Annotated in this window: 19 protein-coding genes and 1 pseudogene; 1 reads left to right on the forward strand and 19 read right to left on the reverse strand. The window is 37.6% G+C overall.

What is annotated here, in order from left to right; translation table 11 throughout:
• Positions 1-7 precede the first annotated feature (7 nt).
• From IGL30_RS11560 to IGL30_RS11635, 16 genes and pseudogenes are all read right to left on the reverse strand, one after another.
• Complete coding sequence (locus IGL30_RS11560) at positions 8-1,000, reverse strand: aldo/keto reductase (protein WP_010721005.1); 993 nt, start codon at positions 998-1,000, stop codon at positions 8-10.
• Between the two features lie 176 nt (positions 1,001-1,176).
• On the reverse strand, positions 1,177-1,863 hold the full coding sequence (locus tag IGL30_RS11565) for a GH25 family lysozyme (protein ID WP_123874948.1): 687 nt from the start codon (positions 1,861-1,863) through the stop codon (positions 1,177-1,179).
• A 316-nt stretch (positions 1,864-2,179) separates the two neighbouring features.
• Positions 2,180-2,992 carry a peptide-methionine (S)-S-oxide reductase MsrA gene (gene msrA / locus IGL30_RS11570; protein ID WP_123874947.1) on the reverse strand — a complete coding sequence of 271 codons (813 nt, stop codon included), beginning with the start codon at positions 2,990-2,992 and terminating at the stop codon, positions 2,180-2,182.
• A 192-nt stretch (positions 2,993-3,184) separates the two neighbouring features.
• Positions 3,185-3,925, reverse strand: coding sequence for a tRNA pseudouridine(38-40) synthase TruA (gene truA, locus IGL30_RS11575; protein ID WP_025480461.1), 741 nt, complete (start codon positions 3,923-3,925; stop codon positions 3,185-3,187).
• 132 nt (positions 3,926-4,057) lie between these two features.
• Complete coding sequence (locus tag IGL30_RS11580) at positions 4,058-4,693, reverse strand: DUF998 domain-containing protein (protein WP_123874946.1); 636 nt, start codon at positions 4,691-4,693, stop codon at positions 4,058-4,060.
• 186 nt (positions 4,694-4,879) lie between these two features.
• Positions 4,880-6,328: a response regulator transcription factor gene (locus IGL30_RS11585; protein ID WP_034867981.1), complete on the reverse strand. Its 1,449-nt coding sequence runs from the start codon at positions 6,326-6,328 to the stop codon at positions 4,880-4,882.
• A gap of 4 nt (positions 6,329-6,332) precedes the next feature.
• Positions 6,333-8,060: a sensor histidine kinase gene (locus IGL30_RS11590; RefSeq protein WP_123874945.1), complete on the reverse strand. Its 1,728-nt coding sequence runs from the start codon at positions 8,058-8,060 to the stop codon at positions 6,333-6,335.
• A complete protein-coding gene (locus tag IGL30_RS11595) occupies positions 8,053-8,667 on the reverse strand; it encodes a YesL family protein (protein WP_010721012.1) in 615 nt (204 codons plus the stop codon). Before IGL30_RS11595 ends, IGL30_RS11590 begins: the two co-directional genes overlap by 8 nt.
• Before the next feature lie 223 nt (positions 8,668-8,890).
• A complete protein-coding gene (locus IGL30_RS11600; protein ID WP_010721013.1) occupies positions 8,891-10,345 on the reverse strand; it encodes an ABC transporter substrate-binding protein in 1,455 nt (484 codons plus the stop codon).
• Between the two features lie 37 nt (positions 10,346-10,382).
• Complete coding sequence (locus IGL30_RS11605; protein WP_010721014.1) at positions 10,383-11,303, reverse strand: carbohydrate ABC transporter permease; 921 nt, start codon at positions 11,301-11,303, stop codon at positions 10,383-10,385.
• A gap of 13 nt (positions 11,304-11,316) precedes the next feature.
• Positions 11,317-12,264: an ABC transporter permease gene (locus IGL30_RS11610; RefSeq protein WP_088745540.1), complete on the reverse strand. Its 948-nt coding sequence runs from the start codon at positions 12,262-12,264 to the stop codon at positions 11,317-11,319.
• Positions 12,265-12,782: 518 nt separating this feature from the next.
• Positions 12,783-13,039 (reverse strand): annotated as a pseudogene (locus IGL30_RS11615) (Txe/YoeB family addiction module toxin).
• Entirely contained in the window at positions 13,032-13,301 is a 270-nt protein-coding gene (locus IGL30_RS11620; protein WP_088745541.1) for a type II toxin-antitoxin system Phd/YefM family antitoxin, read from the reverse strand. Before IGL30_RS11620 ends, IGL30_RS11615 begins: the two are co-directional and overlap by 8 nt.
• Positions 13,302-13,655: 354 nt before the next feature.
• Positions 13,656-14,381 carry a pseudouridine synthase gene (locus IGL30_RS11625; protein WP_088745542.1) on the reverse strand — a complete coding sequence of 242 codons (726 nt, stop codon included), beginning with the start codon at positions 14,379-14,381 and terminating at the stop codon, positions 13,656-13,658.
• Between the two features lie 84 nt (positions 14,382-14,465).
• Entirely contained in the window at positions 14,466-16,112 is a 1,647-nt protein-coding gene (locus IGL30_RS11630; protein WP_096709859.1) for a putative polysaccharide biosynthesis protein, read from the reverse strand.
• 95 nt (positions 16,113-16,207) lie between these two features.
• Positions 16,208-17,053 (reverse strand): hypothetical protein, encoded by an 846-nt coding sequence (locus tag IGL30_RS11635; protein ID WP_430618320.1) that lies wholly within the window; start codon positions 17,051-17,053, stop codon positions 16,208-16,210.
• A 355-nt stretch (positions 17,054-17,408) separates the two neighbouring features.
• On the opposite strand from IGL30_RS11635, the gene IGL30_RS11640 reads away from it, so the two are divergent.
• Positions 17,409-18,911: a UDP-N-acetylmuramoyl-L-alanyl-D-glutamate--L-lysine ligase gene (locus tag IGL30_RS11640; protein WP_123874985.1), complete on the forward strand. Its 1,503-nt coding sequence runs from the start codon at positions 17,409-17,411 to the stop codon at positions 18,909-18,911.
• 159 nt (positions 18,912-19,070) lie between these two features.
• On the opposite strand, the gene celB is transcribed toward IGL30_RS11640, so the two are convergent.
• From celB to IGL30_RS11655, 3 genes are read right to left on the reverse strand one after another with little or no spacing between them, the layout of a single operon-like run.
• The gene (gene celB, locus IGL30_RS11645; RefSeq protein ID WP_010721020.1) at positions 19,071-20,414 is read right to left on the reverse strand and encodes a PTS cellobiose transporter subunit IIC; all 1,344 of its coding nucleotides are present in this window, start codon (positions 20,412-20,414) and stop codon (positions 19,071-19,073) included.
• The gene (locus IGL30_RS11650) at positions 20,414-20,932 is read right to left on the reverse strand and encodes a hypothetical protein (protein ID WP_088745546.1); all 519 of its coding nucleotides are present in this window, start codon (positions 20,930-20,932) and stop codon (positions 20,414-20,416) included. Before IGL30_RS11650 ends, celB begins: the two co-directional genes overlap by 1 nt.
• Positions 20,933-20,946: 14 nt before the next feature.
• Complete coding sequence (locus tag IGL30_RS11655; RefSeq protein WP_014834421.1) at positions 20,947-21,261, reverse strand: PTS cellobiose transporter subunit IIA; 315 nt, start codon at positions 21,259-21,261, stop codon at positions 20,947-20,949.
• Positions 21,262-21,268: the final 7 nt, after the last annotated feature.

The raw sequence follows: 21,268 nt of genomic DNA on the forward strand, positions 1-21,268 counted from the left end.
GCTTTCATTAGTGTCCTAAGATTTGTTCAATTTTCTGTTCTTCTTCAGGTGAGAAGGAAAGATTATCCATCATCCGAACACTTTCTTCTAATTGACTAAGTCGACTAGCGCCTACAAGCACACTGGTAACTGACTCTTGTCGTAGATTCCATGCTAAAGCCATTTGTGCTAACGTCTGTCCACGCAAATCAGCTAAATCCTGTAATTGCTTGATCTTACCCAATGTAGGTGTCACTTGATCTTCTGATAGAAAAGGAATTTCTTTACGATGGGCTCGAGAATCTTCTGGAATCCCATGTAAATAGCGTTTAGTTAATAACCCTTGCGCTAAAGGACTAAAAGTAATAGCTCCCAGACCGGTCTCTTCTAAAACAGGTGCTAAATCTTCTTCTAATAACTCTCTTGAAAACATATTGTAACGCATTTGGTGGATAATAAATGGAGCGTTCATTTCACGTAAGATAGCAGACATTTTCTTCGTGTCTTCCCCGTTGTAGTTGGAGATCCCAATATACAGTGTTTTCCCTTGACGAACTAATTGCATAAGCGCTTCTGCCGTTTCTTCCAAAGGTGTATCTGGATCAGGACGATGATGATAGAAGATATCTACGTAATCTAACCCCATCCGTTTGAGGCTTTGATCACAACTAGCAATGATCGATTTACGGGAACCCCATTCCCCATAAGGTCCTTCCCACATGTGATAACCTGCTTTGGTTGAAATGATCATTTCATCACGATACGTTTGAAAATCTTCTTTAAAGATCCGACCAAAGTTTTTCTCTGCTGCTCCTGCTGGACCACCATAGTTATTGGCTAAATCAAAATGTGTGATCCCCATATCAAAGGCGCCACGTAAAATTTCCCGTTGATTACTTATAGGATCATAATCACCAAAGTTTTGCCATAATCCTAAAGACAGCAAAGGCAATCTCAACCCAGATTTTCCAGTTTTTCGATACGTCATTTTTTCATATCGCTGCTGATTTGCTACATACATTTTTTATCCTCCTCTTAACCAAGTATACGCTTTCAAAAAATGTGACTCGTCACTTCTTTTTCCTAGTATGCGTACGTGTATTTCGTTTTTGATAACTATCGTTCTATGTGCATTATACGCTTATCGTTGGCGAATTACTAACAAAAATCCTCTTTAGCCTCAATCATCACCATGGATCATTTGGTAAATATCCCTAGGTAATCGGTGTTGATATCGAATTGTTTTTCGGTAAATTCTGGAAAGTATAAATCACTTGCCCATTGCCAAGCAGCTTTTTCTATATGTAAAAGTTCGTTTTCTGAAGGATTCTGAGGCCATTGTGCTACCCAGCAATTCTCTTTTCCTAAGACATCCAAGTCTAAAGTTCCATTCGTAAACCATGAAAGATTGGAATAATGAACCACCTGGGAAAAACCAGCTGCTTGAATGGCCTGACTAAACACTTGCGCATTTTCAGTCACTCTTGCTAGATTCATTTGAGGATTTTCACTATCGTTCACAACTACAGTAGAATAAGGTAAATTTAATTCTTTTAGATAGGCTAATAAATAGTAGGCTTCTTTTTCGGTGTCTTCTGCATAATTAAACCAAGCATAATGATAGACACTCACTTTCAACCCCGCCTGGATAGCATTCGCAACTTGTTCAGGGGCCAGTGGGTTCCTATAAGAATCCCCTTCTGTTAACTTAACTACTACACCTGTGATCCCATAGTTTTTCATTGTTTCATATGCTTCGACAGATAAATAACCATTATGTGAGGAAACATCAATAAAATCTTTTGGCGGTCTACTATTTTCAGAAGCAGAAATGCCTGACCCCGAATCCAACAAATTTACTCGAACGTTGTTTTGCCACCACATTGTCTAGTAAATGCTGTTTGCTTTCAGTGATAATTGTTTGGGTGCTTTCTGATTTTTCATAAGTATGGACCACAAAAAATGTTGAAAATATTGAAAATACTGAAAATAAAAAAAGAACACTAAAAACCAATAAACGCCTTTTCTTCATCATAGGTACCTTCTTTCTTTTATTTGAGAGAGGTTTCTCAAATAAGTGTACCACTTAATCAACAGCGCTTACTTAAAAGTATTATTAGATTTTAATCGTTATTAAATCATCTAGCAATTTTAAGGGAATGACTGATTTTTACAGAACATCTTCCACTTACACGATTACTTATTCGTCTCCCCCAGACCATTTTTTCTTTGCCCGCTTAAAAAATAAAAATTGTTGATGAGACTTCTTGATTTTCTTATAACGTTGTTGTTGTTTTTTGTAAAATTGTTGATGATAATTTTCAGCAGGCCAAAAAGTTGTTGCTGGCTTAATCTGTGTGACGATTGGTTCCGCAAACTGATACGAAGCGATCACTTGTTGCTTGGATTTTTCTGCTAGTATTTTTTGTTCTTCATTTTCTACAAAAATGATGGAGCGGTATTGATTCCCACGATCCTGAAACTGTCCAAAGGCATCTGTTGGATCGGTGACTTGCCAAAAAATCGCTAATAGTTCTTCATAGTTTATCATTCGCTGATCAAAAATAATCTCCACTGCTTCCACATGCCCAGTCGTGCCACTGCTAACTTGGTCATAGTTAGGATGTTCGACCTCCCCGCCAGTATATCCGGACAACACGGAAATAATCCCTTGCCGTGTTTCAAACGGTTCGACTAAGCACCAGAAACAGCCCCCGGCAAAGACGGCTTTTTCTTGATAGCGTTCATCGGTGATCTGGTGTTTCGCAAAGTCGTAAGACACTTGTCCCATCGGATCATGGGTGATCTTCAAATAAAAGTCCATGACGTCAGGCGTCAAATTCCCCCGAAGTGCTAGTGGTCGTAAAGAGACTTCAATCATTTCAAGGATTTCTTTTCTTTGTTTTCTTTCCCCTGCTTGGTTTTTCGCTTGGATCAACAATGTCCGCTCCCATTCACGGGTATTAGGGTTTAAAATGAGATTGTATAATTCTGCTAGCTCTTGCTCCACCACTTTTCCCCTCACTTCTTGGTCAAATATGTAAATTCGTCCTGAATGTATCACGAAACTAGCGAAATTGCGAATAGACCGCTTAGAGGAGTCATGGGAGAGCGTAGGCTACTCAAAAAAACTGAGACAGCCATTCTTTTGCCTGCTACAGGCAATCAAACGACTCTCTCAGTTTGTTCTATTTGATATGAATGTTTATTGGTAATACACTTCGTCTAAAAATAAACCATGTGCCGGCACGGTTTCTCCTGCCTGTTGTCTTACTTTATTCTCAAAAATATCATCAATCGCCGAAACAGGTAATTTTCCTGTACCGATCTCCAAGAGTGTACCCATCAAGATCCGAACCATCTTATACAAAAAGCCATTGCCCACAAAGGTAAAGTGCAACATGCCGCCTTCTTGTTCGATTGAGAGTTCATGGATCGTACGAACTGTTGATTTTTTTGATTTTTTCAAGGCAGAAAACCCGATAAAATCATGACTTCCCATTAGTTTTTGACAAGCTTCATTCATTTTTTCCAGGTCTAGTTCTTGCGGAAAATAGAAACTATGATTTCGTTCAAAAACAGTTGGAATGGGATTATTCCACACATAATAGCTATATTTTTTCCCTGTCGCATTGTATCGAGCATGAAAGCGTTCAGGCATTTCTTCCACTTTCTTGATCACGATATCTCTTGGTAAATAGCGGTTGAGAAAAGTTAGCATTTCATTGCGACTCATTTGAGAAGTCGTTTTAAAGTTTGCCACTTGTCCTCTGGCATGTGTCCCAGAATCCGTGCGCCCCGATCCAATGATCTCAATTTTTTCTCCAGTCATCTGTGAGATGATTGCTTCGATTTTGCCTTGGATCGTTTTATCGTCATCTCCCAGACGTTGCCAGCCTGAGTAACGTTTCCCATCATATTCGATCGTTAATTTGATATTTCTCATGTCTTTCATTAGACTCCCCTACGATATACATTTGCACATCACGATGTGCGGTCAAGGTTTAGTCTGACACATTTGTCCTGTGGTTTCAATCAGTTTTACTAATTTCCAGCATTTAGTTAGGGCTACAGTCCGCTATGCCCTAATGTGTAAGATACTTAACCACACAATTGGTAAATAATTAAAGAAGAAACTGATCCGTTGACAAAAACCTAACTGATTCAAAACCGGCAATTGATTTAATCCGGGAATACGTGCTGCACCATAAATTCCTGCAAAAACCAAGCTGGCAACTAGTAAAATAAAAAACGATTGAGTTAATTGCGCATCGCCCATTTTGCGATACAATAAGAAAACAAATAAAGGGAACAAAATAAATCCACCATACCCAATCCCTGAACCAAGATTGTGAATCCAAGTCGAAAAATTCCAAGAAGTTTCGTTCGTGTCCACACTAAATAACCCGGTAAAAATACAATCTGTAACACCATATAGACCGATGGCAGCTGTCACTAATAAAGCAAGTGGTTTTGAAGTAGTAACAAAAGCTTGATATAACGCTGGCATTGCCAAAACATACAAGCAGCCAGATATGACCGACCAAATCAAAAATGCTTTTCGTACGGGACTACCAACATCCCCAAAAAGACTGATCACAGCAGTTATTTGATTAAGTTTGGGATAAAAAATCCCTAAAACATACGGCGTCAGAAAATCACTTACTACTCCTGACAATAAAAAATAAAATCCATATTTACGTAAAAAATCCATCCTGCATCCTCTTTTCACCAACCAGAAAAAAGAAAGTTTCATGCTCGCTTTCTTTCAAAATTCTAGACATCATCTAGAAAAATTGTACCGAATTATACTAATTTAAACAAGCTTCAAGACATGCAGCACCTTGGATTTACTTGATGAGGGTAATGAGCACTTTCCTCTGAACCACAGTAGCTGATTTTATACGATCATTCCATTCTTTTCACGATATTCTTTTGGTGACTTGCCGACGATTTTTTTGAACAACTTTGAAAAATAGGTTGTGTTGTTGTAGCCGATCTCACTAGAAATTTCATTGATATTTTGATTGCTATGCAGCAGCAACCATTTCGCTTGTTCCATTCTGAGATGATTTAAATAAGTTGAAAAACTTTTTTTCGTTTCTTTTTTGAATAATTGCCCCAAATACATCACATTCAAATGTAGGCTTTCTGAAACTTCTTTCAAGGTTAAAGGTTCTCGGTAGTGTTCGTGTAAGATCGTCATCACTCGTTCGACATTCTCGCTATATCGGACTTGTTTTTGCTGTTCCTTGATCAAAGATAGTAAGAGTTGATGCAGTTCTTGGACTGTTTTTGCTTGATTGATCTGTTGAATCCCTTTTAAATATTCATCGTCTTCTAGCCGAATCAATTCCCGGTGGATATCCATAAACAACAAAAAACTAAAATGACGGATATCATCCGGTGTCATCACAGCAGTTTGGAATTGGTCAAAAAATTGAGTAATCATTTGTTGGGCACTAGCCAATTGCCCGCTTTTCAACACACGATTAAACGAAGAAAAATCAATTGCCTGTTCTTTCGCTGCTTCTTGTTCGGCAAAAAAGATATGTTGGTCTTTTTCGCCGTAAAATTGATGCAGTTGTAAATTATCTTTGGCATGTTGATAACTCTCAGGGATTTTATCAGGATCTGCTGTTTCATCTCCAATACTGATTAACCAGTTTTCTTCCATACTCTTCTCTTGAATGAAGCGGCAAAATGCAGAAACTGACGCTTCTTCCAGCAACAAAGTAAAGCGTTCCATGTCTCCAAAGTTTCGTTGATAATAAAAAAGTTCTTGGTGGTTTTTCAGCCACTGATTCACTGATTTCCCGACGGATCTAGACACTTGAGCGAGTAAAACTCTTCGTTGTTTCCCTCCGATTTTGTCTAAAATCTCTTCTTCACTCACTTCATCTAATTCTTCATTGAGCCACTGACTAAAAAGGACTTCTTGATAGATTTCTTGCTGGTTTTTCTGTTCAATTTGATGATCTAATTGCTGCTTCACTTTGGTTAAACTAGCAATCAGTTCGGTTTTATTAACTGGCTTCATCAAGTAATTGATGGCCCCTAATTGCATCCCACTTTTTAAATAATCAAATTCCTGATAACCAGAAAGAATCATAAATTCAAACGCATGATGTTCCTTTTGAGCCGCCTCGATAAATTCTAAACCATTCATTTCGGGCATCGTGACATCTGTTATAACTAAATCAATGGATTGATTTTCTAAAACAGACAATCCTTGCATCGCGTTTTCTGCCGTTGCGACTACCTGAAATCCCAAACTTGCCCAATCAACAATTTTTTGCAACCCTGCCAAGATCATATATTCATCGTCGACTAATAACACTCGGTACATGTTCCTACCCCTTTTCTTTAAATGTAATAGTGACAGACAATCCTCCTTCTTGATTGGTACTTAGCTTCATCTGATAACTATGACCAAAACTAGCACGCAAACGTTCATTCACATTTTGCAAACCAATCGATTGGTACAATTCGACTTTAGGATGCGCCAATCTTGATTCGATCTCTGCCAAGCGTTCCGGTGTGATCCCTTTGCCGTTATCCTTCACAATAATCTGGACTCGCTGCCCTTCACGAAACACTTTCACGCTTAAGGCATTATCAAAACGTGTAAAATCGACCCCATGTTTAAAATAATTTTCGATCAATGGTTGAATCACAAACTTCGGTACTTCGATACTTGCTAATGATGGATCAATGGAAAAATGATAGGCGATCCGGTTGGGGTAACGCATCTGATATAAATAGACATATTTTTCGCAAAAGTCCAGTTCTTCCTTTAAACTGATCGTCTTTTCTTGATTAGTATTGTTTCGCAACAAGGCCGAAAAAGCATACACCACATCTGCCAATTCTTCGCTGCCTTCACTTAATGCATACATCCGAATATACTCTAACGTGTTATAGAGAAAATGAGGGTTGATTTGTGCTTGTAATGCACGCATGTGGGCATCTTGCTGTTTGATTTCCAATTTATAGATATCTTCAACATATTGGTTGATGCTATCCAACATCTCATTGATCCCTATAGAAAGGTCTTTTAATTCATATTCCGTTTGGGTCGTATCGATCCGCGTCTCCAAATTCCCTTTGGCCGTTTCATTCATTGCATCCATCACGAGATCTACTTGTTGCGAATAGCGCTTGAAGGTTTGGTATAAAAAGAATAACAGACTGACATCTAATAGAAATACACCGAAAATCAATGGTGCTAAATCTTGGATAACCGCTCGTCTAACCATCGAACGATCTAAAGTAGCCAATATCCGGTAATCATCGGGTAATTGTTGGTACTGGATGAAATTATTTTTTTCAAGGTTTATCAGTGGCAAAGTGGAATTTTCTTGAAGGCTGGTTGTAATCAATTGTTCTTGGGTTGCTAGTTTATCCTTTGTCATTCCTTGATCATGGAATGTGTATAAACGGTTGGTGGTACCAGAGATCATATACAATGATAAGCCGCTAAAGGTATTCAAACTCTTTAATGCCGCATCCAATTCTGCTTTTTCAAAACCGACGAACATGCTCCCGACTTCGCTTTCACCTTGCGTGATCGACATTTTGATATAAAACGCATCTGTCAATTTAGGCGTACCACTTTTAATCACCCCACCTTTATTTGCTCTAGAAGATTCCAGATACTCAGGCAATTGACTGAAAACAACATAGACGGAGCTGACTTCCTCATAGCTGACATAAATATCTCTCATTAGATAAGGAAAAGAGACAAAATCGGTCGTTTTTTGTTGTTGATCATAAGCGTACATCAAATATTCATTGATCGGTTTTGTCAGATAAGTAGTCGCATTCTCGATTTTATCAGAGTTCCCCAATAATTGGTCTTTAATGATTTTACTTAGTGTCGTTTTATCGTTCAGTGTACGACTGGTACTTTGTAACGCCTCACTTGTCGTTCGCTTGGCTTGCTCTTGCGTTTGTACCCACGTATGAACACTGATGATAGCAGTCGCCACCGTTGTTAATAAAATCAGGACGAGCGCATATTTTCGGAAAAGACGATTCAGAAGTGTTCCTTGTGAAAATAAAATACGCCATTTATTCATAGCTTTCTAACTGCATATCCAGTTTTTCCCGCCATTGTTTGGTCACCAGCCCATTCCAAACAGTCAATAAGCCAATCACACCAAAGAGAATCAGTCCTTTATAATTCCAAGTTAGCCAAAAAATAATGCCTCCGCCAATCAACAATTTCAAAAAGGTCGAAAAACTGGAAAAGCCTGAAACAAAACTTAACTTAAGTAGGTTAGGAATCGAAATTTCGTATTCACTATCTAAAATCAAGCTATACTGATAAGTGGAGTAAATATAAAGTAAACTAAAAATCAGAATAAAATCAGTAATCAAAAAAAGGATTCCTTGAATTTGAACAGATAAGTATAAATTATAGCCAAGCAAAAATGTCCCCGCTAAAAATAAACCAAACAACACATTCCCACGGACAAATGTTTGTTTAAATGTTTCCCACCCTCGCTTAAACGTAATCTCTTTATATTCAAAACCATAAAGATAAAACAATTCGTTGACTGTTTTATAAGCAGGTCCAATCCCTAATACGATGGCTCCCATCAGTGTATAGATCCAAAAATAAAAAGTTAATTTCATGACCACCCACACTCTGATAAATAATGTTTCTAGTGCTTTACCTAACATGCGATTCCCTCCATAAAAAACATTGTATTCCCTTTCATTATACAAGAGTAGTAAAAAAGTAAAAGAACCAGTTTGATAAAAAACCTAATGAACTTTTAGCTACTTGGTTGCTTTTCTTTCATTTCTTCGGACACTAATCAAAAAGCAGAACTCTCCAAAAATTCGACATGCAAATTTCGGAAAAAGTTCTGCTTCTTTCTAGAAACTAATTCAGTTTCTTGAATTATTTACTTTCCTTACGAAATGCATCATATTGTTTTTGCATTTCTGTTAATACTTTGTCATAACCTGCTCTGTTCAAAGCATCTTTCAGTTTTGGTAATGTTTCATCAGGATCAACTGTCCCAGTATTTAATCCATCTAGGTATTGATTCATGACATTTGAGATATTACTTAGTTCTGTTTTTACGCTATCTGTATTGAAACTAAAGCCTAAGATTGGAGAAGTTTTTGCTTCTTCGATTGATTTATCTCTTTCCGCGATCATTTCATCTGTGATCGTATCTTGTGTGTATAAGATTTCATTGTTACCGGTATTCCAAGCAGACATGTGCATGTTTGGTTGGTACCCATCTAATAATTTGATCTTGTCATCGCCATCTTTTTTCCATGCTTCGCCTTCGATACCCCAAACTAAACCATTCAATAATTCTGGATCGCTATTTAATAAACCTAAAAATTCAACTGATTTTTCTTTGTTTTTAGAGGTATTTGATACGACAAAGTTGGCCATTTGTGCTTGTCCAGTTGACTTCAATGGAACAGTGATTGCTTTTGAAACCAATTCTTGTTTCGCTGCATTAGTCAAGATCGTATCGCCATAATCGTATGGTCCTTGCGTTTCGCCACGCATTAACCAAGTATTCCCTTCAAGTGGGTAATCTTTATTACTAGTAGCAGCATCGCTAGGAATCAATCCTTGTTTATACCAGCTGTGCATCGTACGTAATAATTCGATAAACGTTTTGTTGTCGTATTGATTGATGATCTTAGTGTCATCGCCGTTCAAATCAACCGCAAATGGTAATGTATTCCCTAATGGATAATCGAAATCTCCTTGGACCTTAAATCCTTGTCCAATCGCAAAAGCAGCTGTATTTGGGTCTTTTTTATGGAATTCTTGTAACACTTTTTCCGCATCCTGATAAGATTCGATCCCATCAATCGATAAATTGTATTTGTCTAATAACGGCTTGTTGAAAGTCAACACTTGTTGGGCAAACACATTGCCATTTACTGGAAAGGCATACAATTTTCCGTTAACTAAATTTCCTTTGATATACGCTTCATCTAAAGAATCATACGCTTCTTTCGCATATTTTGGTGCTAATTCTGTCAAATCAGTAAATGCACCCTTTTGCGCATTTGATACATAGTTGTTGGCAAAGGCAATATCGTAGTTTTCACCAGAAGAAATAATGACATTCATTTTCTTCTCGTAATCGCCCCAACCGATGTAGTTGATATTGACTTTGACTCCGATTTTATCTTCGATCCGTTTATTTGCAATGTCCATCAATTGATCGAAATTCTCTGGTTTATCACCGATTTGATACATTTGAAGGGTTGTTGAATCACTTGCTTCAGCTTTTTCTTTTGTCCCCGATCCGCAGGCTGCCAATGTTCCAACCATCATTGCAGAAACGCCAGTAAAGGCTAATTTCTTCCATAACTTCATTTTTCTTCCTCCTAAATTGTTTTATATTTTTATTGCATTACTCTTTTACTCCACCAATCGTTAATCCTTTAACAAAATGTTTCTGGAAGAATGGATAGCTGATCGCAATCGGTAAAGTAGAAATCACGACGATCGCCATTCGAGCTGATTCTCCCGGAACAGAAGCAAGTCCGCCTGTCAATTGACTGCCCGCTCCTGAATTTTGTGTCAAATATTGAATATTGCTTTGGATCTTCATCAATAAATATTGCAAAGGAACCAGTTTATCATCTTGAATATAAAGCAACGCATTAAACCAATCATTCCAATACCCTAAGGCAGCAAACAAACTGATCGTTGCAATCCCTGGAATTGCCAGCGGTAAAACGATTTGCACAAAGATTCGCAGCTCACTAGCCCCATCAATTCTTGCAGATTCAATGATCGAATCTGAAACCGAGCGTTTGAAGAACGTTCGCATCACGATGATATTGAACGGGCTGACCGCCATTGGCAAAATCAATGCCCAGATCGTATCTTTTAACTGCAAGAGATTCGTCATTACTAAATAGTTCGCAACCATCCCTGGTGAGAACAACATCGTGATCAAACAAAATACGGTAAAGAAGCGCCGAAATGGGAAGTTTGATCGTGAAATCGCATAAGCGTATAAAGAAGTCGCTGTACTATTGATCAAAGTCCCTAGAACAGTGACAAGGATCGTCACAAATAAAGCTTGGAAAATCTTGTCTTGCATTTGACCGAATAAGTAAGTATACCCAAATGTACTAAATTCTTTTGGCCAAAAACTGTAGCCATATTGTGTCAAAGCGGATTCTTTCGTAAAAGAAATCGCAATCACGAATAGAAACGGTAAGATGCAAGAAAGAGCAAACAATGCGATCAACAAGTTAGAGAAAAAATTGGTTGTTTTGTTAAATGAACGAATCTGTACTCGTTCGACTTTCTTTTTTTTCATTTCTTTCTCCTCCCTAGAACAATGCTGATTCGCTGTCGAAACGACGAGCAATCGTATTTGTGATCATCAATAGAACAAACCCGACAACGGATTGATACAATCCCGCTGCAGCTGTCATTCCAAAGTCACCAGTAGAGGTCAAGCCATTATAAATGTAAGTATCCAATACTTGTGTGACATCATAAAGTGCCCCGGAATTTCTCGGGATATTGTAGAATAAACCAAAGTCTGCTCGGAAAATATTCCCGACAGCTAGAATCGTTAAGATCGTCATCAACGGAATCAATTGTGGAATCGTCACATGTTTGATTTGTTGCCATTTGCTGGCACCATCCACCATCGCTGCTTCATAATAAGTAGGATCGATCCCCATAACAGAAGCAAAATAAATGATACTGTTATAGCCAATCCCTTTCCACGTGCCGATAAAGATAAGAATAAACGGCCAATACTTCGGTTCGTTATACCAGTTGATCGCTTCTCCACCATGCCCAGTGATCCACTGATTAAAGATTCCTTTGTCAGGACTCAAGAAGGCATAAACAAAATACCCGATGATGACCCATGATAGAAAGTAAGGAAGTAACGACATTGTTTGGTAAACTTTTACCAGTCGTTTATTCCGTAATTCACTCATAATGATGGCAAAAACAACGGAAATCAATAAATTCAAAAGAATAAAAGTAACATTATATAAAATGGTGTTTTTAGTGATCAAGAAAGCTTGATCAGAAGTAAATAAGAAGCGGAAATTTTCCCAACCAACCCAAGGGCTTTCTCTTAAACTAGCTAAAAACCCGTCAGCAGAAATATGGAAGTTTTTAAATGCTACTACGTTTGCTAATACTGGGATATAAAAGAAAAAAATCATCCATAGCATCCCCGGCACAGCCATCAGTACTAAAGCTTTGTAGCGCCATAGATTAGCAAAAAAATGATTTAACCCCTTTCTTTTTTTCATCGTAAAACTCCTTTCGTGTCATTCACAAGCCAATTATAGCGCTTACAACAAAAGGAATAAATAAACAAATTATAGATAAAATGATACAAAATATAGATAACAAAATTAGGCAGAGGTTCACTTTTAGCGATCAATCTTTTCAAAAAACCGTTGGCTAATGGCAGTAATTTCTAAATAAACACGAATGAAATGAGCATAAAAAAAGGGTGTCAGGTATAGATAAACCGATAAATAAGTCGAACATGCAGAAAAATCAGCCGCTCATTAGAATGAAAATCACTGATATTCTAGTAGGTATTTAAGTTGCTACTGTACAAGATATATTCGTTTTGAGATAGACAATACTCACGATTAGTTGAACAGGAGTTTTGAACAGACGATCAATCCTATACTGCTTCTATTCACTCTTTTGTTAACAGCAACTATATTGCTTTATATAAACTAAAGTGATGTGTCTGTAATATAATAAGAAAGGACAAAAACTTAAACGTTTTGTCCCTTGACATAGTTTTAATCTACTAATAGTAATCTTTTGCAGAATAAATAAATATCGTCTCATTTTCAACTCTATATATCAATCTATGTTCATCGGTAATTCTTCTTGACCATTTTCCAGATAGATCATGCTTTAATGGTTCGGGCTTTCCTAATCCAGCAAAGGGAGAACGATCGAGATCTTTTATTAACTTGTTAATTTTTTTATGTTGCTTTTATTTCCTTGTTCATGCCAATAAAGATAATCATCCCAAGCATCACCAGACCAAGCCTTAATCATTAGATCCAACCTCGATTAAGTCATGTGTCTTAAATGCACCTTTAGAAAATTGCTCATCACCTCGACGAATTTTTTCCATAACGTAATTATTAGAAAGTGTTCTCAACCTTTCTTGCATAGAATCATAATCTCTTTTCGATAATACAACAATAGTATCTTCTACATCTTTACTTGTTACAATAAGCGTTTCGGCATCTTCATTCACTTGTTTCATATAACTACGTAAGTTTCGACGGAAATTTGAATAAGCTACTGCTTTCATTCCCTTCACTTCTTTTTTATTTCTACAAAAATATTGTACAACTAATTAAATAATTAAAGTAAAGACAAACTGCTATTTCTTGACTTCAAAGCTAGTATTAACCTGATCTCTCTATAAATAACGATTCTATACTTTTTGATGTTGGTGAAATTCGCCAACATCTTTTTTAGGATTCAAAAAATAGAAAAGACACCTTGAACTCCTTTAGAATGAATTGGGCGAACCAATTCATCGAAGGATTCAAGATGTCTTTTACTTAGCTTATCAAAGATACCCTAACTATCATTTTATCATTTGACAATGAGCCTAAAAACAGGCTAGCTGGCTTTTGTTTCTTCATCGTATTTCGTTTGATTACAATTCCTTTCCCTCTAACTGCTTGACTTCTTCAGCTGTCATTTGCCGATACTCGCCGAGTGCCAAGTCTTCTGGGAGCAGGAAATTCCCCATTCGGATTCTTTTAAGATAAGTGACTTCTTTTCCTACGGCTTTGACCATCCGTTTGACTTGATGGAATTTTCCTTCATGCAGGATCAAGCGAATCACCGATGTTTCATCTTCCGAATTGACTGAAACAATCGATAACTGAGCAGGTCTGGTTTCTTCGCCACCGTCAATGGTCAATCCTTGACTAAATGCCTGTACATCGGCTTCGGTCATGATACCGTTGACTTCAGCGAAGTACTCTTTTTCGACATGTTTCTTTGGGGAAAGTAAACGGTGAGCCAAGCCGCCATCATTTGTCACAACCAATAAGCCTTCTGTATCTTTATCTAAACGCCCGACTGGAAAAAGGTCTTCCCGATAAGAAGTATCATCGAATAGATCAAGCACTGTTTGATCGTAGTTGTCTTGAGTGGCTGAAATTACTCCAGCTGGTTTATTGAGGATATAATAAAAATCTTTTTGGTAAATGAACTGTTCGCCTTCATAAGTCACTTGATCCGCCCATTCATCTACTTGGAATTTGTCACTTTTAACGGTTTGATCGTTCACTTTGATGTGCCCTTTTTTGATCAGTGCCTTGACTTCTTTGCGACTGCCTAATCCGACATCCGCTAAAAATTTGTCTAATCGCATGCTTTTCCTCCATTTGATTGAAAAAAGAAGTTAAGGGATAATAGGGAACATTATTCCTAACTTCTTTTTTTCAAATTTTATTTACTACTTGATCCTTAATCGATGGCGTAAATGAACCATACTTGGTCCTAAAAGACGTTCTGCTAATCGAATTTTTAACGCTAAGTATGCGTACACCGTACCGCCAACACCAGCTACAAATAAAATCAAGAACAATGACTGAATTTTACTGTCTTGATTTAGGAATAAGCCGAAAACAGACTTCGTGACCCCAGCTGCTACCAGCATGATCAGTGTCAAAATAAAAATCAATAGCGTTCTCCGCCAAACAAAACTTGGTTTGAAACGTGCAACTTGACGCATTTTTTTTAAAATCAGCGTGCAAGAAACAGCAAAACCGATCATCGTCGCAAATAGTGGACCATAGACTTCAAACAGACGGATCGCTGGATATTGCAAGATCACCTTCACGACAAAACCGATTGCAAGATAACGGATCGCTGCGGCATTTTCAAACATCCCTTGAAGCATATTGGAAACTAACATATATAGACCAAGGAACAGCCCCACAAAACTGGCTTGGATCAACACGTGACTTCCTAGTTTATCAGGTGCATAAAACAACGTATTTAAAGGATAGGCTAGCAGGATCACGCCAAAGGTAGCAGGAAACATAAAGAACGAAAACAATTGTAAATTACCACTCGTCAGTTTCGCTAAACCACGATGATCTTTGATCGTCACCGCTTCGGTGATCAACGGCAACCCAGTAGAAGCGATGGAAGTAGCAAGCGCAATCACGACCATCGTCAATTTATCTGGGTTTGCACTGAAAATTGAAAAGAGATCCAATAACTGATCTTTGGAATATTCAGTCGTTGCTGACATGATTTTAATAAAGGTAAACTGATCTACTAATTTAAAGATCGTCACTCCTGACCCAACAATAATAAACGGAATCGCTTCTTTGATCGTATCTAGTAACAATTCTTTTGTCGCTACGTTGACTTGGTTATGACTATACTGGACACGTGCCGCTGAATACGCCTGTTGTTTTTTCAAAAAATACAACAAAACCAAAATACTTGCTAACATTCCGATAAATGCAGCAAAAGTCGACTGAGTAACTGCTGTGACATAATCGCCTTTCATGACTTTCATAATAATAAAGGTCGCAAGCAACATGTAAAAGATCCGTGCGACTTGTTCCACGATTTGGGAAAGTGCATACGGCATCATTTCTTGGTTTCCTTGGAAATACCCACGTATGACACTCATACAAGGAAAAACAAGTACCGCGATACTGAGTGATCGCATCGTTGGAATCAATTCTGCTCCGCCACCAGAAGCATGTGCGAGCCAAGGCGAAGCCACATACATAAATAATGAAAATAAGAGTCCTAGTACACCCATCATCTGTAATGCTCGAATAAATAAACGCCGAGAGGTCCCATATTCATTTAATGAATTGTAGCGAGCGGTTTGCTTTGCGATCGCTGCCGGAATCCCAGCTGTTGAAATCAGTAGGAACAAAGCATAAATATTGTAGCCCATATTGAATAATCCATTGGCAGCTTTCGCATTCTCTCCCATCCATGCGTACCATGGGATAATGTAGATCGCACCGAGTAACCGGGAAATGATATTACTAGCTGTCATCCAAGCAGAGCCACGAGCCATTTTTTCTTGAGGTGTTAAATTTTCCATTGCTGGTTTTCGTTGATTAGTCATCGATCAGATTCCAACTTTCTTCAAAACATTACTAACAGTTTAATAGCAAAATGGGAAACTGGCAATCTTTTTTGTGTGATTTTTCTGTAAATTCACTATTCTTTAGATAACTCTTTGTTTTGTTTTATTTTTATATTTTCATTAGAATTAGATAACAAACTGTTCCTGTGTTTCTGTTCATTGATAGCCTTTTCCGTTAAGTGATTGAGTGGTTGTTTTATACTCGAATGTTCTCCAGACTTCAACATGCCTTGTTTTTTACTAATTATATCTCTATATTTATAAATAAAGCTTTGTGAGGAATGCTTGTATTCACTCCATAGTTGCGGATCTTTTTCCCAAGGTGCTTCACATTGTTTTCCATTAGAAAAAAATGTGATTTTCCCCTCTAAAGCGTAGCGATGACGATAAATATATCTCAGTTCTCTATTTGTAATACTTCGGTTATACAAATCTTTTTTATGAACAACATTCCGCATATTTATTCCGTCTATAACAAAAAATAATTGAGTATTGGCATTTTTTATAGCAGCATCGATCCCTATTTTACATCCTCTTTTGGCATGTAAAATAGGGGAAATAACTTCTCCAACTTTTTCGAACAAACATTTTTCTTTTAACTTCAATATATGTACATCTTTATAAATATTTTCTAATTTATTTTTCTCTTTTTCTTGCAAAGATTGAAGATAATGTTTCCCTATAGGATCCATTTTAATATTTATGGGAATATAGGAATATAAATTCTTGGTAAAATTCTGCCACCTCTCTTTAGTGGTCAATTTTTCAGCTTCCTGTAAAATAGCTTCTTTTATTTTATTGTTATAAGTATCAATGTAGTTTTCTCGGGTTAACTTTTCATCTGAATACGAGAGAATAAACTTATCTCTTTCTGATTTCAACCCCAAAACTAGAATTTGCTTCTCTTCTATTTCAACCATTCTATTTCCCTTTCATTTTCATATTTTTCTTAATCAATCTATCATTTCTTATTGGAATCAGGAATTTCCTTATCCTCCTCTCTATAGTAATCAAAGACATCTTGAAAACAGAAGATCCTTGTACTTAAAGGTTAAAACATTTCTATACTAATATCAAAAAAATTGAGTAAATCTTTTCTTCCTCTCATCTTTTTACAAAAAACTAGCCCTGTAATCAGTGAGGTCATCGTCTTACGCTAGCTTTTTCCTTTTTGCAATCAACTAACTTTATTCTCCTTCTTCCCTTCCCGTAAGCCTTTTGAAATATGCTATAATGGATCAGAACCCAATGAATAATAAAGTGAGGGATGATTCAATGAGCTTCTCTTTAGAAGATATCCGTAAATTATTGATCAAAGAAAATTTATTAAAAGAATTTGTTTCTGTTCAAGGTTGGCATTTAGATGCTCCTGAGCAATTTGTATTCAAAAAGTTAAGTTATGACTCACGCCAAGTAGATCATGAGACGCTGTTTTTTTGTAAAGGTCTGAATTTCAAAGAAGAGTATTTAACAAGTGCGATCTCGAATGGTTTGAGCTACTACGTCGCTGAACAGCCTTACGAAAATACAGCAACTGGTATCATCGTGACTGATATTCGCAAAGCGATGGCGATCCTTTCCATGGCTTTTTATCAGTATCCCCAAAATCAATTGCAAGTGATCGGCTACACTGGAACTAAGGGAAAAACAACGGCAGCTTATTTTACCAAAGCCATTTTAGATCATGCGACAAACAATAAAACAGCGTTGCTTTCAACAATGAACACGACTTTAGATGGACAAACTTTTTTTAAATCCCATTTAACAACGCCTGAATCATTAGACTTGTATCGCATGATGGCGGAAGCGGTAAAAAATGGCATGACACATTTAGTGATGGAAGTATCCTCACAAGCTTACAAAACGCAACGGGTATATGGTTTAACGCTAGATGTAGGAATCTTCCTGAACATCTCTCCTGATCATATCAGCCCCATTGAACATCCAACTTTTGATGATTATTTCTATTGCAAACGTCAATTGATTTTAAATTCTAAAACTGTGATTTTAGATCATGAAAGTGATCATTTCGATCTTTTACAGGAAACGGCTGAGTTAGCAAACGTCCCTTACATCACTTATGGACGTTCTGCCGAATCTGATTATGAAGTAAAAAGTTTAACTTCAGGGAACCATGCCTTTCACTTGATCAAACACAACGGAAAACTTGATATCGAAGCAGACTATGAGATCCAATTAGCCGGTGATTTCAACCAAGAAAATGCAGCAAGTGCTATCATTGCGGCTGCGTTGACTGGCGCCTCCATCGAGGATGCCCAAAAAGGACTCAAAGCAGCACGTGTGCCTGGACGGATGGATCAGTTGATCCAAAAAAATGGCAGTCATGTTTATGTCGATTATGCACATAATTATCTCAGTTTAAAAACATTATTAGAATTTGCCAAAAAAGAACATCCGAAGGGTCGGGTCATCGTTGTTCTAGGTAGTCCCGGAAACAAAGCAGTTTCTCGCCGTCAGGATTTCGGAAAAGTATTATCAGAAACAGCTGACGTCGTCTTTTTAACAGCGGATGATCCAGCGTTTGAAGATCCACAAAAAATCGCTGAAGAAATCAATGCAGCTATCACTAATGCTGAGCTTGAGGTTCATTATGAAATGGATCGTCCAGAAGCGATCAGACAAGCATTAGCGATCAGCAATCCTGAAGATTCCGTTGTAGTCGCTGGAAAAGGAGTCGACCCTTATCAAAAAATCAATGGGATAGATGTTCCTTATAAAGGCGATTATGAAGTCGTCAAAGAATTGATGGAAGATTGAGTATTTCAATGAATACCACTTGTTTACAATAAAAAAAACACGAGATGCGAAACGTATTGAAGCGACCTCCAAAAATTAGATTTTTTGGAGGTCGCTTCATATTTATCGTAGTTTTCTATCTTTGTTTTTATTGAATTACTTGAAGCAAATCACATGGCTTTATTCCGCAGCTAATTCGGCTGCTTTTTCTCTTTCTTCAGTCAACAGTTTATTGTCATAGTATTTGATGAATGGTAACCAAATGAAGAACGCTAAAATTGCACATAATACTGCTAAAACAGCCGCCTTCCAGTCTCCCCCACTACCGACAAATGCGCCCACACCAACTGGCGAAGGCCAAGGCATTTGCGCCAGCATTGGCTTAACGATCTCGAAGCGAATGGCAAAATAAGCTAGTGAAGCCGATGCCATCGGTGCTAGGAAAAATGGAACAGCCAGATATGGATTATAAACAATTGGCATCCCAAAAATAATTGGCTCATTGATATTAAAGATACCTGGAACTAGTGAAGCTTTCCCTAGTACTTTTAATTGATCGGATTTAGCCAAAAAGGCAATGAAGAAGATCAATCCTAATGTGGCCCCTGATCCTCCTACTGTCACATAGGAATTATTAAATTCGCCAGCAAGCGGGAAATTCGCTCCCTGTGCATTTGCTGCCATGTTCGCTAATACGATTGGTGTCAAGAAAGAAGTAATGATATTGGCGCCGTGGATACCCACGATCCATAGTGCATGGATCAAGAAATAGATCACCATGATCCCTAACCATGTGTTCGTTAATTGAGTAACAAACCCGAATGGGATCGCAATCATTTTGAAGATATCTGTTCCTAATACAACCAACAGACCATTAACAAGCATCACGACGAAGCCAATCACAAATGTAGGGATCAAAGCTGTAAAGGAACGAGAAACACCTGGAGGTACTACATCAGGCATCTTGATGACCCAATTCCGTTTGACACAGATGCAATATAATTCAACAGCTATATATGACATGATGATTGCTGTAAAGATACCGGAAGTGCCTAGCCGCTCGACAAATGAGCCCATCCGAATTCCGTTCACGACAGTTTCCGTATCTGAGATACTAGCGATCAAGCTTACTTTCCCATCGGATAACACTAATTCCGGAATACACATGAAGAAAGCAAATACCGCAAGCAGCGAACCAGTTAAAGGATTGACATTCAACCCTTGTTCATCTCGTTCGATTGAAGTCAGTTCATAAGCAAAAACAATAGCAAAATAAATGGATAAAATCCCCATGGTCATCGTGTTGATGATCATGTACAAATCACTGACTTTAAAAAATGTAGCGTTGAAAAACCCTTCAAGAAATGGAAATGGTAAAGGTAAGATATTCAAAACCAAAAACATCGACCCGACAATCGTAAATGGAATCGAAGCCATCCCTGCTGCCATTACCGCCCGAACGATTTTCATTTGTGCAATTTTTCCCATCGGTCCCATCAAATACTTTTCCAAAAATTTAAACATTAGTTACTCCCCTTCCCTAATTGTGAAATCTTTTCATATTGTTTAACACGTTGATATTGACGGTCTTGATTACGTTCAATTTTTTCTAAGCGGAACCAGCAAAAGCCACAAACAAAGATACCGCTTACAAATAATGCGAGTAAAAATAGCTTGGTGCTATGATCATTAGACATAAATGGAAAAAATGAGCGATACCATGGGGTAAGTAGTAAGCCACTGATTCCTACGTTCATCATTCCTTGAATCTTAAAATAATTGCTCGTCCAAGGTGCTCGGTTCGTGTGCGTACGATAAAGTATGACTTGTTCACCGATAGCAGGAACGATCAAACCCAGCAAGCTAAGCGGCAGTAGCCAGGCACTGCTTCTTGCGATTAATAGTAGTACTAGCCAATTAAGATTGATGAAAAAGAAAAAGGCTGTCAAATAACGAATCACAAGATAACGATTGAAGTACATGATTTTCAAACTAAATTGTTTCTTTTCTAAAGCTAATTGTTGCTTCTTAGTTTCATCCACCTTAATCTCCTCTTTCAAGCTTTTTGTTGATACAAATAACTCATTTCATTTGCAACTTCTAAAAGGGTCATTGTTGTCATTAAATGATCTTGGGCATGGACCATAATGATCTCCATCTCGATTTTTTGCCCACTTGCATATTCTTTTAGCAAGTTTGTCTGGGCTTTATGCGCTTCTAAAATAGCTTCATTTGCTTTATCTAATTGTTGACTTGCTTCCGCTTTTTCTCCTTGCCGTAGAAGTTTGAAGGCTTCATGAATCAATGTTCGGGCATTTCCACTATGCAAAATAATATCAAAAGCGATGACTTGTAATTCTTCACTCGTCATATTTCCA

This window comes from Enterococcus sp. DIV1089c, from assembly GCF_050530965.1.
In the GTDB taxonomy this organism is placed as follows: Bacteria; Bacillota; Bacilli; order Lactobacillales; family Enterococcaceae; genus Enterococcus_B; species Enterococcus_B hirae.